Below are 15,907 nucleotides of genomic sequence, written 5' to 3'. Positions count from 1 at the left end.
GAGCGGTTATTCAAGGGTGACGTCCACGGCGTCGATCACTTTGAGGAACGGGCAGATCGACGTGGCCTGCGCGAGTACGGCCTCCGGGTTGTCGGTGCCCGGTAGCGACACCGACAGTGCGAATTTCGCGTCGTAACCGGATGCGTCGGAATCGGTCAGCACGACGGTGCCCTTGACCGCGAGTTCGTCGACACTGCCGCCGACGGTCCCCAGTGCGATTCGCAGTGACTCCACCAAGCAACTCGACAGCGCTGCGGCCATCAACTGCTCGGGGTTGGTGGCCTCGCCCGGGCCGCCGAGTTCGGCCGGTTCTCGCACACTCAACGACAGCACTCCGTCGTCGGAGGTCACGCCGGTCGCAGTTGCAGAGACGGTTGCTGTGTACAGCTCGGTAGTCATCGGTGTCGGATGTCCATTCCGCTGCCGATCGAAACCGTCGAATCCCGCCGACACGAGTAGCGGTTCGGACGTGTCGCTGTTCACACCTGCGGTACAGCCGTTTGGCAGAACTTACCGGCGGGTAACACCCGAACAGGGCCGAGCATCACGCTGTGACCCACAGGCATCGGCCGGATCCATGTACCCACCCACCGAAAGGGGAGCACCATGAGCACATCGACTTTGATCGCTCAGTTGCGGATTGCACTGCAGCTGACACACACCGAAATTCAGGTCGCGGAAACCCGCGTCGTGCAGGCGCGCACCGAAGCGGTTCGTCGGGAACTGACACAGAACGCCGCCAACGGACGTGACCGCGCCGCCGCTATCGAGGAAGCACTGCGCAACCTCGGGGGGCTGCCCGAGGTAGTGGCACCGTTCATCGGGCGCACGTTCGCAGCGGTGAAGGCAGTCGCCGAGCAGGCGCAGCCGTTCGACGAGGCACTGCTGGGCGATCTCGCCCTCGAGCAGCAACTGCTGAGTCGAGCGAAGTACATCAAGGCTTTGGCGACAGCAGCCGAGGAACCGTCCGTCGTGGCACTGGCCACCCGCTTGGCCACCGCGCACGCCGCCACGGTCGAATGGCTCGAGACCGTCCTCGCCGAAGACGCCCTGGGTGGACCCGCCGCACTGCGCCGGACGCCTTTCCAGGCAGCTGCCGGCACCGCAGTCAAGATCGTCAACGCACCGGCCAACTGGTCGGCTCGCGGTCTCGACCGTGCATTGGACGCCGCTCGCGCCACCCCGGACCGACTGAGCGCTCTGCTCGGCCGCGGTGCACACGCAGGCGACGTCGCCGTCAGAACGTTGACCGCCAGCCGCGATGCAGCACTCGAAGCCGCCGAGGATGTCACCCGTAGCGAGGGTGTCGATTCTGTCGCCGACGCCATTCACACCGCGCGGTCCGCCGGTGGAACTCTCGGTGCCGACGAGCTTCCCGTAGCGGACTACGACGACCTCAACGTCTCGGACGCGGTGGCCGCCATCAAGGAACTGACCACACCCGCCGACGTACGCACTGTCGTGGCGTACGAAGAGGCACACAAGAACCGCCACGGAGTCGTGTCCGCAGGACAGACTCGCCTGGCAGCAATCGCCAAGGACGTCATCTCCGTCGACTGACGACGATCGATCGATCGATCCTTCTGCGAATACCGATGCGGCCCGTGAAGTTCCGGGCCGCATCGCTGTATTCGAAAGGTTCAGGGCTTCAACAGAACCTTGATCGCACCGTCCTGCTTCTTCTGGAAGATGTCGTACGCATGCGGCGCTTCTTCGAGCGAAAGCTCGTGAGTAGCGAACGAATCGACGCCCAACGGATCGTCGTCGCCGAGAAGCGGCATGATGTCGTCGACCCATCGCTTGACGTTCGCCTGGCCCATCCGCAGCTGAATTTGCTTGTCGAACAAGGTCATCAACGGTAGCGGATCGGCCATACCTCCGTACACACCGATGATCGAGATGGTTCCGCCGCGTCGAACGATGTCGATTGCCGAGTACAGCGCACCCAGCCGGTCCACGCCGGCCTTCTGCATCATCGGCGCGGCCACGGCGTCGGGCAGCATTCCGACGATCTGCTGGGCCAGCTTGCCGACCGGTGAGCCGTGCGCCTCCATTCCGACGGCATCGATCACCGCGTCCGTTCCTCGGCCGTCGGTCATGTCACGAATGACGTCGCCGACGCCCCCGCTGTGTTCGGCCAGATTCACCGTTTCGATTCCCCGTGCCGCAGCTCGCGCCAGGCGCTCGGGTACGAGGTCGACAGCAATGACCCGAGCACCCTTGTGCTGGGCGATGCGGGCGGCCATGTCTCCGATGGGACCGAGTCCGAGCACCGTCACCGACCCGCCTGCAGGTATCGACGCGTACTCCACCGACTGCCACGCGGTAGGCAATACGTCGGAGAGGTAGACGTATCGCGAATCGGGTCCGGCCTCGGGGACCTTGATGTGCGTGAACTGCGCCTGCGGAACACGGAGGTACTCCGCTTGCCCACCGGGCACTTGGCCGTACAGCTTGGAGAAGCCGAACAACGCGGCACCCATGCCCTGCTCACGAACCTGGGTGGTCTCGCACTGGGTGTACAGACTCGAATTGCACATGTAGCAATGTCCACACGAAATCTGGAACGGGATGACCACACGGTCTCCGACGGCGAGATCGCCTGTCTCCGAACCGACTTCCTCCACGATGCCCATGGGCTCGTGACCCAGAATATCGCCCTGGTCCATGAAGGCACCGAGCGTCTCGTACAGGTGTAGGTCCGATCCGCAGATATTGGTGGTCGTGATCTTCACAATTGCGTCCGTCGGCGCTTCGATGCGGGGATCGGGCACCGAATCGACGCTGACGTTCCTCTTGCCCTGCCATGTCACTGCGCGCATGGAGGCTCCTCTCTGTTACTCGACCCCGAAACTCGGAATCGCACGAAGCGGATTACCTGCTTCGTATGCGTGCAAACGCATCGGACCCACACGATTGACCGTGACCGGCAGCGGGTAGGCGTGAACAATGAGTGTTGTGACCCCTTCCATCGCCCCCACCCTCGTGTCGCCTCGGTTGCCGGTGCCGTGTGGTCCACTCTCGGACGCCGTGATCCGGTATCTCTCCACCGGCGGCGGTGCCGCACTGCCCAGCGCGTCGGATGCCGATCCGACGTCGCGTGATATGCAACTGGCGTTGCTCATCAGCTACGAACTGCACTACCGCGGGTTCGAGGGCGTGGACGACGAACTGGAGTGGGATCCAGCACTGCTGCAGTTCAGAGCAGCACTCGAATCCGCGTTTCTGAACTACGTGCGCTCGAATGTCGAACCCGGCGACGACGTCGTCGCCGAAATGAAGCGACTGTCGGTCGAGGCGTCGTCCGGTACCGGCCCGTCGTGGTTCCTGCGGGACGAAGGATCGTGGGAGCAGATGCGCGAGTACTTCGTACATCGGTCCATCTACCACCTCAAGGAAGCGGATCCCCATGCGTGGGCGATCCCGAGGCTGGTCGGCCAGGTCAAGGCCTCGTATGTCGCCGTCGAATTCGACGAGTACGGCGGTGGCAGGGGTGAGCGTGTCCACCAGCATCTGTGGGCCGAATCCATGACGGCAGCAGACCTCGATGCGTCCTACCTCGGGTACGTGGATCGCGTCCCCGCCCAGACACTCGCGTGGGTCAACCTCATGTCGTTGTTCGGATTGCACCGCAGCCGCCGAGGTGCCACCGTGGGCCATTTCGCCGCCACGGAGATCACGTCCTCGCCGGGTTCACAGCGGTTCGTGCAGGGCCTTCGCAGGCTGTCAGCGCCGGCTGCATGCATCGCGTTCTACGCGGAGCACGTCGAGGCCGACGCCGTCCACGAGCAGGTCCTGCGCCACGACGTGGTGGAGAACCTGATCGGACAGGAACCGCACATCGAAGCCGACATCGTATTCGGCATGCGCGCACTGGATTTCGTCGAGAACGAGCTCGCGGACCACGTGATGCAGCGGTGGTCCGCCGGTCAGTCGTCGCTGGACTGACTCGCTCGTCGCTTCGCGCGATGGCTCGTGTCGCACAGTGGGTACGTCTTGCTGCGCTTGCACGTGCACAGCGCGACGACGAAACGATCCGAGGTGACGACGGAGCCGTCGTCGAGTTCGATCTCGACCGGCCCGTCGACCAGCATCGGTCCGCCCCGGACCAGTCTCACCCGAGTGCGCGCAGGTGCAGCGTCACCACCCGTCGACTCATCGCTTGTCGCCACGCAACACCACCAATTCTTCCGTTCTGCGGCCCGATTCGAGCACGCCCTTGGCCTCGAGCCACTCGGCACGAGCCGTCATGACGGGCCCGAAGTCGATTGTGCGGCACGCCGCCACCGATGCACCGAAACCGCGAGTATTCAGCATCTCCCGTGTTCGCTGCGGACCCGAGAATTCCGAGTGGACCACCAGCAGCACACCACCGGGTGCCAGCAGTTCCGCGCCTCGCGTGCACAGAGGGTCGAGCACCACTCGCCCGTCCTCACCCGCATCCCAGGCGCGGTGCAAACCCATGCCGGTGGGCGCGGTCTCCGACGGAACGTACGGAGGGTTGCACAGCAGAATGTCGAACGGCTCCAGCTCGGCTGCCTCCGAGAACGACCCCAGCCGCACATCCACATCGACTCCGACCGACCGGGCATTGCGCTGCGCACAGGCAACCGCACGCGGAGAGATGTCGAAGGCCACCACCTCGCGGGCACCGAGCAGTGCTGCGGTGATGGCCACTGCGCCGCTACCGGTACACATGTCGAGTACACGGGCTCCGGGCACGAGCCCCGAATCTGCGGCGACGTCGCACAGCAGAAGTGAATCCTCCTGAGGCTCGTACACTCCGGGATCGGCGTGCACTCGTGCCAGCGAACGGACGGAATCGAATTCGGCTGTCGTCATGGACATTCCTCCCAGCGTGGATTGTCGGATTCGTATTCCCGTGTCCGAGCCCCGCAAACCGGTTGTTCGGAACAGGCTTACCGACACGCACTTCGGGGTAGTGCTGGATCGTGTGTGGTTGAGGAGCAGCCCGCAGTCTCGGCAGTCGACTGCCGCACTCCCCCTGCACGGGTTCAGGAGTTCGGCTTCAGAGGAGTTGTCCATGATCGTCGTTCCGTCCATTCGAACTCCGCTCGCCGGTGTGGTTCCATCGCTCTCCACCACCGGCGACCGTGCCTCGAGTACCCGCTCCTCGCTCCCGGAGGCCGAGATGACGGTGTCGGTCGACGAGAGCGCGGGCGACGACATCGAGGTGCGCATTGCCGGCACCATCACCGACGTCGACGTTCCGGTGCTGGCCGAGACGTTGGGGGAAGCCGCCGAGCGCGGCCGGGCTCTCATTCTCGATCTGTCTCGCGTCACGTTCGTCGCGGCGGGAGTTCGCTCCGTGCTCGACGCCACCGCTATTCGCCAGGGTCGCTGGCAGCAGAAACTCTCCGTCGTGCTTCCCGACGGCGCAGACCCGAGCGGCGTCTCGGACCGCGTCTTCGTCTACCGCACGCTCGCCGAAGCCCGCACCGAAACCGGTGCCCGCACCGACGTCACAGCGCAGGCGGCCGATTCACGGTGAGCCGCACCATGTACGACGTGCTGATCATCGGTGGAGGCAATGCCGGGATCAGCGCGGCCGCACGACTGCTGAAGAAGGGCGTGTCCGACGTCGCCGTGATCGAGCCCAAGCAGGTGCACACGTACAAGCCCCTGTTGTCGTACGTCGGTGCCGGTCAGGCACCGCTGACCGAGGCCGAACGGACCCAACGCTCGGTGATCCCCGAGGGCTGTGTGTGGCTCGAAGACTCGGTCGTGTCGGTGGATCCGGCAGAACGATCGGTTCGCTGCGCGTCGGGAATCGAGTACGGCTACCGCGATCTCGTGCTGGGGCAAGGCCTGATCGCCGACGAAGCCGCTCTGCCGGGTGTGCACGCGGCACTTCGTTTTCCCGATGTCGCCAGCAATTACCTCGACCGGGCCGAGCGCACATGGCGGCTGGTCCGTGACCTGCCTGCACACAGCCACGCCGTGTTCACCGTGCCGCGTCCGCCCGTCGGGTGTACCGGGACCACCGTCAAGCCGCTGTTTCTCGCGGCGGCCCATTGGAAACGCACAGGACGACTACCGACCGTCGACATCACGTTGGTCGTAGATCGTGAGAGTCTGCTCGGTGTCCCTGACCTGGACCCCCGGCTCGCCGGCCACCTCCGAGACCTGGGTGTGCGCGTCCTGATGGATACATCGGTCACGGCGCTCGAGCCGGAGAGCAAGCGCATGACCGTCACCGATCACGCCGGGGTCGACGAGCGAATCGACTACGACATGCTGCACCTGGTCCCGCCGTATCGCGGACCACTGTGGGTACAGGAGTCCGGTCTGGCCGGAGAGCAGCACGGTGTCGTCGACATCGACTCCCGCACGATGCGGCACCGACGCCACCCCGAGGTGTGGGCTGCGGGCGACGGTGCAGCGATCGACACCGACTCGTCGGGTGGCGCTCTACGCAAACAGATTTCGGTTCTCGTCGACAATCTCGTCGCATCCAGGAGCGGCGGAGCGATGTCGAATTACGACGGGTACACCGTCGCACCCATCGCTGTCGAAGCACACACTCTGATTGCTGCCGAGTTCGACCGCACCGGTGCACTGGTCTCGTCGCTACCCTCGTTTCTCGATCCCCTGAAACCCAGACGGTCCGCGTGGGCGTTCGACCGATACGGCCTACCGCAGTCCTACTGGCACATGATTCTCGCCGGGAGACTGTGACACCGACCGTCTGGTTCGGGGGTGTCAGCTGTCGCGGGAGGCGTTCATCAGCCCGTCGGGATCCTCGACGACGACGCGGTAGCCGTCGTCTTCCAGTCCGCTCACAGCCTCTCGAAGGAGTCGCTGTGCAGCGCCGTCGACGGCGCGCACTTCGGTGAAATCGACGACTATCTCCTCGCAGTCCGGGACGCCGGCCGCAAGACGGGCGACGACGGATTCCGCACCGGCGAACCTCAGCTCGCCCTGCAGTTCGACGGTCGTGACGCCGTCGGATTCGCTCAGCGTGCGAATGGCGGATTCGCCGCTGGGAGGGACGTGCATCATGTGCAGACCGAGGTCGCGTGACAACCTCTCGAACACCGCAACCCCGCGGACGCTGTTTCCGTGCTCGTTCAACCGGGGCGAGATCACGGCAACACCCACCTGACCGGGGAGCACGCCCATGATGGCTCCCGCGACTCCACTCTTGGCCGGAATGCCCACTGTCGCAATCCAACTGCCGCTGCCGTCGTACATCCCACAGGTTGCCATGACAGCGAGAACGTGACGGTTGACCGCGGGGTCGACGACCTGTCGGCCGGTGGCCGGATCGGTTCCGCCGTTCGCCATCACCGAGGCGATCACGGCCAGATCGTTGCACGTCACCGTCACCGCGCACTGGCGCGCATACCCGTCGACGACGACCGCGGGTTCCGCACCGAGGTGGCCGACCGACTTCAGCAGGTGCGCGATCGCGGTATTTCGATCGTCGGATTCCAGTTCGGCCTCGTACACCGCCCGATCGATGTGGAGTTCACGGCCGGCCATGGCTCCGAGTAGCTCGATGAGCCGCCCCGCTCGTTCTTCGCCGTCACTGCCCGCGATCATCGAATGTACCGCCAGCGCCCCGGCATTGATCAGAGGGTTGCGAGGTCGACCGGTCCGCGCCTCCAACGAGATCTCGTTGAACGAATCACCCGACGGTTCGACGTCGACGGCCTCGAGCACCGCTGCGAGCCCGTTGTCCTCGATGGCCAGCGCATAGGCCACCGCTTTGGCGATCGACTGGATGGAGAATTCGGCGTCGGTATCACCCGCCCCGTAGTGCGACCCACCGACGGTGGCGAGCGCAACCGCGAACGTGTCGGGATCGGCCGCCGCCAATTCCGGGTTGCCGCTCGACATTTCCCCATCGTCGAGGTGTCGGCACTCCGTCAGGACGGACTGAAGATACTCGGGCACCGGTGATCTCATCACCCCACGCTAACCGTCGGGTCTTGACACGCCGACCGTGGCACCGTTTACACTCCGGGTTCCTCAACCGTTGTGGAGCATCGCTCCGCACAGATCGGACGCGCCCGTGCGATTGCGACGCTTGACCTCCACCGATTCCGCCGACCGCCTTGCCGTCCACGTGCCCGACACGACCACGTGGATCGATCTCGAGGCTGCGGTCTCGACTCTGGGTGCCCCCGAGATCCTGCGCCCGCTCACCGGGTCCATGCTTCGGTTCCTCGATGCAGGTGAACCCGCACGTGAAGCCGCAACGACGGTGGCGCGGCGGGCGGCCGACGAGGGCGTCGCGACGATGGACCGACCGGCACCGACCCTTCCGGTCGTTCCGGCGTCACTGCGCTGCTTCCTGGGCTGGGAGGAGCACTGGGACCTGGCCGCACACAACCTCGTTCGGCGAAATCTACCGCGTGCCGTCCCGTTCATCCGTGGATTCGAGATGCTGACGCGTCGAACATTCCCGGCCCTGCGTCCCGGTCCGGGGTTCGACGACCATCCGATCTACTACACCGGTAACCACCTGACCGTCGTAGCCGACGGGGCCGATGTCGAGTGGCCGTCGTACAGCCGGGTTCTCGATTTCGAACTCGAATTCGGTGCCGTCGTCACCCGACCGATCCGAGATGCATCCGAGCGGGAGGCCGAGGCTTCGATAGGCGGTTACGTCGTCTTCGACGACATCAGCGCGCGGGACACCCAGTGGGAGGAGCAGCGCCGGACGCCGTTCGGTCCGGTCGTCAAGACCAAGACGTTCGCCAGTTCGATGGGCGCGGACATCGTCACCCCCGATGAGGTTGCGGCGCATATAGATTCGCTGGCCGCGGCCATCCGGGTCAACGGCGAGCTCTGGTCCACCACCAGCACTGCCGGGATGCGCTATTCCATGGGTGAATCTCTGGCGTATGCGAGTCGCGGCGAGAGCATCCACCCCGGCGAGCTCCTGACGTCGGGCACTCTGCCTCGCGGTTGTGGGCTGGAACTCGACCGGTGGATCGCTCCGGGCGACCGCGTCGAACTCGATATCGAACGAATCGGCTCCGTCACCAACACCATCGGTGCTCGCTGAGTCCTATCGGATTCCGCGCTCGGTGTCCGACTTGTCGGTCGACGCGTCCTGGAACATCTCGAGGAACGACCCGAAACCGGATGCACTCTGACGTGTTTCGTCTCTGTTGTTGTCCGCAGAGCCTGCGGATACGTCCTGTTGTGTCATGCAACCAGCATGACAATCGGACATTGCGACAAATCCAGGTGCAAAGTCACGAATCGGCATCGAACGATAACAGCCCGGTAACGACGAACTCGAAGCTGTGGATGGATCCAGCTCGTTTTCCATCCACAACTTCGAGTTCGGGTGGCGCATCAGCGCCGGTGAGTACTAGGCGAGCTCGAAGCGATCGAGCATCATGACCTTGTCCCAGGCTGCGACGAAGTCCCGGACGAACTTCTCCTTGGCGTCATCGCAAGCGTAAACCTCTGCGACAGCGCGCAATTCGGAGTTCGAGCCGAAGACCAGATCGTTACGTGTTCCGGTCCACTTCTTCTCGCCGGTAGCGGCGTCCTTGGCCTCGTAGATGCCGTCCTCCGCGGTGGGAACCCATTCGGTGCCCATGTCGAGGAGGTTGACGAAGAAGTCGTTGGTGAGCGTGCCGACCTTGTCGGTGAGGACGCCGTGCGTCGACCCCTTGTAGTTCGCGCCGAGTACACGCAGACCGCCGACCAGCACGGTCATCTCCGGTGCACTGAGCGAGAGCAGGTTGGCCCGATCGACCAGGTTGAACTCGGCGGGCAGCTTCTGGCCCTTGCCCAGGAAGTTGCGGAAGCCGTCCACCTTGGGCTCGAGATCGGAGAACGAGTCGACGTCCGTCTTCTCCTGCGTCGCATCCATGCGGCCCGGGGTGAACGGAACCGTGATGTCGACGCCTGCATTCTTGGCGGCCTGCTCGACGGCTGCGACACCGCCGAGGACGACGAGGTCCGCGAACGACACCGTTCCGGAGAACGACTGCTGAATGCCTTCGAGAACGCGGATGACCTGTGCGATCTCGTCGGGCTCGTTGACCTCCCAGCCGGCCTGCGGCTGCAGGCGCAGACGGCCACCGTTGGCACCGCCGCGCTTGTCGCTGACGCGGAACGACGATGCCGCCGCCCACGCAGCCGAGATCAGCTGATCCTGGCTCAGTTCGGAACCGAGGATGGTCTGCTTGAGCTCGGCGATCTGGGCGTCACCGATCAGCTCGTGATCGACGGCCGGAATCGGGTCCTGCCAGAGCAGGGGCTCCGCCGGAACCTCGGGGCCGAGGTAACGCGAGACCGGTCCCATGTCGCGGTGGGTGAGCTTGAACCACGCCTTCTGGAACTCTTCTGCGAGCTCCTCGGGATGATCGAGCCAACGACGGGTGATCTGCTCGTAGATCGGATCGACGCGCATCGCGATGTCGGAGGTCAGCATCGACGGGTGCCGACGCTTGGACGGATCCGCCGGGTCGGGAACGAGATCCGCGCCTTCTCCGTTCTTCGGACGCCACTGGTGTGCGCCGCCCGGGCTCTTGTAGAGCTCCCACTCGAAGCCGTAGAGGGTTTCGAGGAACGAGTTGTCCCACTGGGTCGGCGTCGGGGTCCAGATGACCTCGAGTCCGCTGGTGATCGCGTCGGCGCCCGAGCCGGTGCCGAAGCTGTTCTTCCAGCCCAGGCCCATCTGCTCGATGGGCGCGCCCTCGGGCTCCGGTCCGATGTGGGCATCGGGGTCGGCTGCGCCGTGGGTCTTGCCGAAGGTGTGTCCACCGACCGCGAGTGCCGCGGTCTCGATGTCGTTCATGGCCATGCGGCCGAAGGTCTCGCGGATGTCCAGTGCGGACTGCACGGGATCCGGATTGCCGTTGGGGCCTTCGGGATTGACGTAGATCAAGCCCATCTGCACTGCGGCCAGCGGGTTCTCGAGGCTCGTGCGGTCACCGTGGTAGCGCTCGTCGCCCAACCAGGTCTGCTCGGGGCCCCAGTAGACGTCCTCGTCCGGCTCCCAGGCGTCGACGCGTCCGCCGGCGTAGCCGTAGGTCGGCAGGCCCATGGACTCGATGGCGACGTTGCCGGTGAGCACGATGAGGTCGGCCCAGGACAGTTTGCGGCCGTACTTCTGCTTGACCGGCCAGATCAGACGGCGGGCCTTGTCCAGGCTTGCGTTGTCGGGCCAGCTGTTGAGGGGAGCGAATCGCTGCATGCCGGCTCCGGCACCGCCGCGACCGTCCTGCTTGCGGTAAGTTCCGGCCGCGTGCCACGCCATGCGGATGAAGAACGGACCGTAGTGCCCGAAGTCCGCGGGCCACCACGGCTGCGAGTTCGTCATCACGGCTTCGATGTCACGCTTGACCTCGGCGAGATCGAGAGAATTGAACTCGGCGGCGTAGTCGTAATCCGCACCCATCGGATCGCCCACGGCCGGGTTCTTCTTGAGGATCTTGAGATTGAGCGCCTTGGGCCACCACTCGCGGTTGCCGCCGCCTTCGACAGGCGTGGGCATCGCGTCGTGCATGACCGGACACTTGCCACCGCTCTCCTGCGGCTGATCCTCGTTCATCTCTTTTTCGCGTGTTACGTGATCTTCAGACACGTGCTTCCTTCCAAGGTGTGACGATCGGGCTGTGATCGGTGGTCACGAACTCTGCTGTGTTCGAGACCGGGGAGGGAACTGAACGGGAACTGCCGGCTGCTCGCGAGCAGCCGAACACTGTGCGCAGAAGCCCCAGTAGATGACCTCTGCCTCGTCGATCGTGAAACCGACGGAGTCCGATGCGGTGAGACACGGCGTCTCGCCCACCGCGCAATCCACGTCTGCGATCACGCCGCAGTTGCGGCACACAGCGTGGTGATGGTTGTCCCCGACCCGAGATTCGTATCGTGCGGGAGATCCCGCGGGCTCGATGCGACGCACCAGGCGCGCAGCGGTCAGGGCATTGAGAACGTCGTACACCGTCTGGCGTGATACCTCGGGGAGCACCGATCGGACGAGTCCGAGAATCGTGTCGGTGTCCGCATGCGGATTGGTTTCGACGACCTCGAGCACGGTGACCCGCGGACGGGTCACGCGCAAATCGGCGGTGCGTAATTGCTCCGCATAGGGTGAGATCGGCATCACAGCGTCAGTATCCTCCGGTTTTCTGGACCAAGTCAAGTATGCAGTCGAATCCGCTGCTTGTCGACTGCAACTCGGTATCGACCGCAACCCGACACATGCCGTTCGTCCGGAGTTCGGCCGGCGGCTCAGGCCAGAGCCAGGAACAACTTTTCGAGCTCGGCCTCGGTCATCGGTTCCCTACCGTCAGCAGCATCCCCCGTCATGCACTCCCGTAGGCCGGTTGCCACGATCTTGAACCCGGCACGGTCGAGCGCCCGCGACACGGCAGCGAGCTGGGTGACGACGTCCTTGCAATCACGACCGTTCTCGATCATCCCGATGACACCCGCAAGTTGGCCGTGCGCACGCTTGAGCCGGTTGAGTACCAGTGCAATGCTGTCGTCGTCGCCGATCATGTCGATTCCTTCGATGGTGGTAGCAGTGGACTCGAGGGTACCCCCGGGGGCATCATTTCGGCGCGGTACCGGTACCGCCGAGGGCCGCGATTGCCGCCTGCAGTTTCGCCGTGGCCTCGGCGGCGACCGCACCCAACCGCGGCTCACCGGTGACGTCGACCATGATGGCCGGGTTCATGGCCTCGACGACGACGGACCGCGCCGCCGCCGGGTTCTCACGTACGACCACATTGCACGGCAACAGCAGACCGATCTGCTTCATCACCCCCACTGCGCGGTGAGCCAGTCCCGGGTTGCACGCGCCCAGGATCACGTAGCGCTCCATGTCCTCGTCGAGCTTGGCCTTCAACGTGGCCTGCATGTCGATTTCGGTGAGAACTCCGAATCCCTGCTCCGACAACGCCTTTCTCGTGCTCTCGATCGCGTCGGCGAAATCGGTGTCGGTCAGTGTGGTGGACAGTGCGATGTTCATGATGTCTCCTCGAAAATTGTTGTGTCAGTGTGAGCTGTCGATTCAGTGTGAAAAGCGGATGGAGGGCAGGACGGCACGTAGCCATGCCGGCGACCACCACGCGCCGTGTCCGGTCAGCCGTAGCAGGACCGGAAGCAGGACGAGTCGAACCAGGAACGCGTCGAGCAGTACCGCAACACCCAGGATGATGCCCATCTCTTTCGGGGGCAACGGATCCGACAGTGCGAATGTGAAGAACACTGCCACCATCACCGCTGCTGCGGCAAAGATGACTCGTCCCGAGTGGGCCAACCCGTCCACCTGGGCAACCTTGGAATCACCGGAGCGCTCGTAATGTTCCTTGGCGGTAGCCAGGAGGAACACCGTGTAGTCCATGGCGATCGCGAAGATCATCGCGAAGAAGAAGACCGGGCCCCAACCGTCGAGAAATCCCTGCGGCGTGAAGCCCAGCAGCGAGGATCCGTGTCCGTCCTGGAAGATCAGCTTGGCGACGCCGAACGCCGCCGCGGTGGACAGCAGGCTCACCGCGGTACCGAGCAACGCGATGAGCGGAGCCTGAAGCGCCACCAGCAGCAGCACGAATCCGAGAACCAGGATGATCCCGACGACTATCGGCAGGTAGTCGTTCAAAGCCTGCTGCAGGTCCAGGTTCTCTGCCGGTGCTCCGCCGACGAGTGCCGAATCGGGCAATGTCGATCGCAGCTCGGCGAGAACGGAGCCCATCGCTTCGTCGGACGGATCCACCGACGGAATTGCCTGCAGTAGTGCATATCCCGAATCGTCAGCAGCACTCTGCGGAGGCGTCACCATCGAGATCCCGTCGACCCGCGCAGCGACGGTTGCGGTCTCGGCAGCATCCACTTCGGGAACCACGATCTGCAGCGAACCCGGTGCGCCCGGTCCGAACCGGTCCTGAACGAGCTCGTAGCCCTGCCGCACGGGGGCATCCTCGGGCACCACTGCTATCGACGGCATTGCCACCTTCAGCCCGAGCACCGGGAGGGCGAGCACAATCAGAATCCCCACCGACACGACCGCGAACGGCCACGGGTGCTTGTGCAGCAACTCCCCCCATGCCGCGAACCTTGGGGATCGATGCACTTGACGCTTGGCGTACGGCAACGAAGCGGCGTTGACCTTGGGTCCGAGCGCACCCAATGCCGCAGGCAGCAGAGTCATCGTTGCCAGCAACACGAAGGCGACAGCCAACATGATCCCGACGGCCATCGTGCGCACCGCCGGCGCGGGGACCAGCAGCACTGCGGACAGACTCACCAGCACCGTCAGCCCGGACAACACGACGGCCTTACCTGCGGTGTCCATGGTGGCGGCGACGGCAGCCCGAGGGTCGGTGTTCCGCAGCGCGTCGCGGAATCGAGCGACGATGAACAGGGCGTAGTCGATTCCCAGCGCGAGGGCGAACATCATTGCAAAGTTCATGGCCCACACCGAGATCGGCGTGACACCGTTGAGCAGAACCAGACCACCAGCGGAGGCAACGAGCCCCGCGACGGCGAGCAGCAGCGGCAAACCGGCCGCGACAAGGGAACCGAAGGCAAGCACCATGATCGCCAAGGTGACCGGCCACGAGAACAGTTCGGCTTGGATCATGGCGTCGTGGTTCGCCTTGTTGAAGTCCGACCACAGGGCCGACGAACCGGTGGGATACACCTCGATTCCGTCGGTCGAGAGCGCAGTCAACCGCTCCTTCACATCGTCGACGGCCTTCACCATCTCGTCGGTCGTGCCGTTCGCCCCGGCGATGACGATGCCGGTGCGGCCGTCCGGGCTGATCGTCATATTCGGTTGCGGCGCAACGACGTCTCCGAATCGGGAGTCACCGGAGAACACCTCGGTCACGTCGTCGATCACTGCCCGAACAACGGGGTCCGTGATGGATGCTGCGTCGGAGTGAACGACCACCTGCACCGCTGCGGACGAATTGCCACCGAAATGCTGCTGGGCCAGTTCTCGAACCTGTACGGATTCGGATCCGTTCGCCTGCCACCCGGCTCCCGCCAGATCGGTGAAGACCGAGGGCGCGAACGAACCGAGGCCGATCAGCGCGATGAGCCATACGCCGAACACCCAACGACGGTGGGTCACCATCGACGCACCCGCACGGCCGAGTAGTCCCGGCCCTCTCGCGGGCAGGTCGTCAGGTGGGCGAAGAATTTCGGCATCGCGCAGCGACATGGTTCTCCTATACGGGTGGGGGTATCGGTCGGGACGGACGAAACCCCGAGCGATCGAACGTGCCCACCATTGCATATACCCAAGGGGGGTATGCAAGTACCCCTGGGGGTATCACCCCAGGGGTACCTGCATCACCGCCGGCGGATCACAACCAGGACGTGTCGGTCAGCGCCGCCTGTTCCACTGCTTCTCGATGCCGCGCAGCACTTCGAGTGTCTGTTCGGAATCTGCATCGACCGCCATCCGCGACCGAGCCCGTTCGAGCGCACGTTCGGCACGTGTCACCGCGCGATACCCCGAGTCGGTGGCGTCGACCAAGTACTGCTGTCGATTTCGCGGATTGACACTGCGCACCAACAGGCCCGCGTCGACGAGACTGGCAGTTGTCGCAGTGATGCTGGTTCGGTGTCGCACCAATTCACGTGAGAGCGCGCTGTACGACAACGGCCCTCTCCGACAAACCAATTCGAGTACCTCGTACCGTGCCCAGCTCAGTCCCTGGGCATCGAGCGCCTCCGCCAACCGCACCCGGGCGGCCGAGGCCATCCGCAATACCGTGGACACGATCTCGAACTCGGTGGAATGCGCCGGAGAGGTGTCGCCGTCGAACGATTCAGCGAGGGCAGTCATCGAAAGGTACTCCCCTACTTGATTTCTGCGAGGACGGTGCCTTGGGTGATGGCGTCGCCTGCGGTGACGCTCAGGCCGGTGATGGTGCCTGCTTTGTGGGCGGTGACGGGG

At 64.5% G+C, this 15,907-nt stretch carries 18 protein-coding genes; 5 read left to right on the top strand and 13 right to left on the bottom strand.

Features of this window, described 5'->3' with window-relative positions; genetic code table 11:
- Positions 1 to 6: 6 nt before the first annotated feature.
- Positions 7 to 399 (bottom strand): OsmC family protein, encoded by a 393-nt coding sequence (locus K414_RS0112270; protein WP_027496209.1) that lies wholly within the window; start codon positions 397 to 399, stop codon positions 7 to 9.
- Positions 400 to 606: 207 nt separating this feature from the next.
- Between K414_RS0112270 and K414_RS0112265 the strand changes: the two genes are divergently transcribed.
- Positions 607 to 1,560, top strand: a complete 954-nt coding sequence (locus K414_RS0112265; protein WP_027496208.1) for a hypothetical protein — start codon at positions 607 to 609, stop codon at positions 1,558 to 1,560.
- 80 nt (positions 1,561 to 1,640) lie between these two features.
- On the opposite strand, the gene K414_RS0112260 is transcribed toward K414_RS0112265, so the two are convergent.
- Positions 1,641 to 2,822: a zinc-dependent alcohol dehydrogenase gene (locus tag K414_RS0112260; protein WP_027496207.1), complete on the bottom strand. Its 1,182-nt coding sequence runs from the start codon at positions 2,820 to 2,822 to the stop codon at positions 1,641 to 1,643.
- Between the two features lie 127 nt (positions 2,823 to 2,949).
- Here K414_RS0112260 and K414_RS0112255 point away from each other — a divergent pair, with 127 nt between their 5' ends.
- Positions 2,950 to 3,948: an iron-containing redox enzyme family protein gene (locus K414_RS0112255; protein WP_051365077.1), complete on the top strand. Its 999-nt coding sequence runs from the start codon at positions 2,950 to 2,952 to the stop codon at positions 3,946 to 3,948.
- Here K414_RS0112255 and K414_RS0112250 read toward each other — a convergent pair.
- Positions 3,930 to 4,094: a CDGSH iron-sulfur domain-containing protein gene (locus tag K414_RS0112250; RefSeq protein WP_081701698.1), complete on the bottom strand. Its 165-nt coding sequence runs from the start codon at positions 4,092 to 4,094 to the stop codon at positions 3,930 to 3,932. The genes K414_RS0112255 and K414_RS0112250 overlap by 19 nt on opposite strands.
- Before the next feature lie 61 nt (positions 4,095 to 4,155).
- A complete protein-coding gene (locus tag K414_RS0112245) occupies positions 4,156 to 4,842 on the bottom strand; it encodes a HemK2/MTQ2 family protein methyltransferase (RefSeq protein ID WP_027496204.1) in 687 nt (228 codons plus the stop codon).
- 202 nt (positions 4,843 to 5,044) lie between these two features.
- Between K414_RS0112245 and K414_RS0112240 the strand changes: the two genes are divergently transcribed.
- The gene (locus K414_RS0112240; protein WP_027496203.1) at positions 5,045 to 5,512 is read left to right on the top strand and encodes a hypothetical protein; all 468 of its coding nucleotides are present in this window, start codon (positions 5,045 to 5,047) and stop codon (positions 5,510 to 5,512) included.
- 8 nt (positions 5,513 to 5,520) lie between these two features.
- Positions 5,521 to 6,699: an FAD/NAD(P)-binding oxidoreductase gene (locus K414_RS0112235; RefSeq protein WP_037220104.1), complete on the top strand. Its 1,179-nt coding sequence runs from the start codon at positions 5,521 to 5,523 to the stop codon at positions 6,697 to 6,699.
- Between the two features lie 24 nt (positions 6,700 to 6,723).
- Here K414_RS0112235 and glsA read toward each other — a convergent pair whose 3' ends face one another.
- Positions 6,724 to 7,932: a glutaminase A gene (gene glsA, locus K414_RS0112230; RefSeq protein WP_027496201.1), complete on the bottom strand. Its 1,209-nt coding sequence runs from the start codon at positions 7,930 to 7,932 to the stop codon at positions 6,724 to 6,726.
- A 106-nt stretch (positions 7,933 to 8,038) separates the two neighbouring features.
- Between glsA and K414_RS26810 the strand changes: the two genes are divergently transcribed.
- Complete coding sequence (locus K414_RS26810; RefSeq protein WP_152530409.1) at positions 8,039 to 9,037, top strand: fumarylacetoacetate hydrolase family protein; 999 nt, start codon at positions 8,039 to 8,041, stop codon at positions 9,035 to 9,037.
- A 3-nt stretch (positions 9,038 to 9,040) separates the two neighbouring features.
- Here the strand turns inward: K414_RS26810 and K414_RS29120 are convergent, their stop codons facing one another.
- The 8 genes from K414_RS29120 to K414_RS29595 all read right to left on the bottom strand — a co-directional run.
- The gene (locus K414_RS29120; RefSeq protein ID WP_155288482.1) at positions 9,041 to 9,184 is read right to left on the bottom strand and encodes a hypothetical protein; all 144 of its coding nucleotides are present in this window, start codon (positions 9,182 to 9,184) and stop codon (positions 9,041 to 9,043) included.
- 165 nt (positions 9,185 to 9,349) lie between these two features.
- Positions 9,350 to 11,545: a catalase/peroxidase HPI gene (gene katG, locus K414_RS0112210; protein ID WP_202595103.1), complete on the bottom strand. Its 2,196-nt coding sequence runs from the start codon at positions 11,543 to 11,545 to the stop codon at positions 9,350 to 9,352.
- Positions 11,546 to 11,620: 75 nt separating this feature from the next.
- Positions 11,621 to 12,100, bottom strand: coding sequence for a Fur family transcriptional regulator (locus K414_RS26805; RefSeq protein WP_032366272.1), 480 nt, complete (start codon positions 12,098 to 12,100; stop codon positions 11,621 to 11,623).
- Positions 12,101 to 12,228: 128 nt separating this feature from the next.
- Positions 12,229 to 12,498, bottom strand: coding sequence for a metal-sensitive transcriptional regulator (locus tag K414_RS0112200; protein WP_027496199.1), 270 nt, complete (start codon positions 12,496 to 12,498; stop codon positions 12,229 to 12,231).
- Between the two features lie 52 nt (positions 12,499 to 12,550).
- On the bottom strand, positions 12,551 to 12,970 hold the full coding sequence (locus K414_RS0112195; protein ID WP_027496198.1) for a DUF302 domain-containing protein: 420 nt from the start codon (positions 12,968 to 12,970) through the stop codon (positions 12,551 to 12,553).
- A 42-nt stretch (positions 12,971 to 13,012) separates the two neighbouring features.
- Positions 13,013 to 15,166, bottom strand: a complete 2,154-nt coding sequence (locus K414_RS0112190) for an MMPL family transporter (protein WP_027496197.1) — start codon at positions 15,164 to 15,166, stop codon at positions 13,013 to 13,015.
- 165 nt (positions 15,167 to 15,331) lie between these two features.
- A complete protein-coding gene (locus K414_RS28210) occupies positions 15,332 to 15,796 on the bottom strand; it encodes a MarR family transcriptional regulator (RefSeq protein ID WP_051365075.1) in 465 nt (154 codons plus the stop codon).
- A 14-nt stretch (positions 15,797 to 15,810) separates the two neighbouring features.
- The coding region (locus tag K414_RS29595; protein WP_237606494.1) for a biotin/lipoyl-containing protein at positions 15,811 to 15,907 on the bottom strand (97 nt) is incomplete at its 5' end.

The organism is Rhodococcus sp. JG-3 (assembly GCF_000482405.1).
In the GTDB taxonomy this organism is placed as follows: Bacteria; Actinomycetota; Actinomycetes; order Mycobacteriales; family Mycobacteriaceae; genus Rhodococcoides; species Rhodococcoides fascians.
This window is presented reverse-complemented; position numbering and strand designations above follow the sequence as displayed.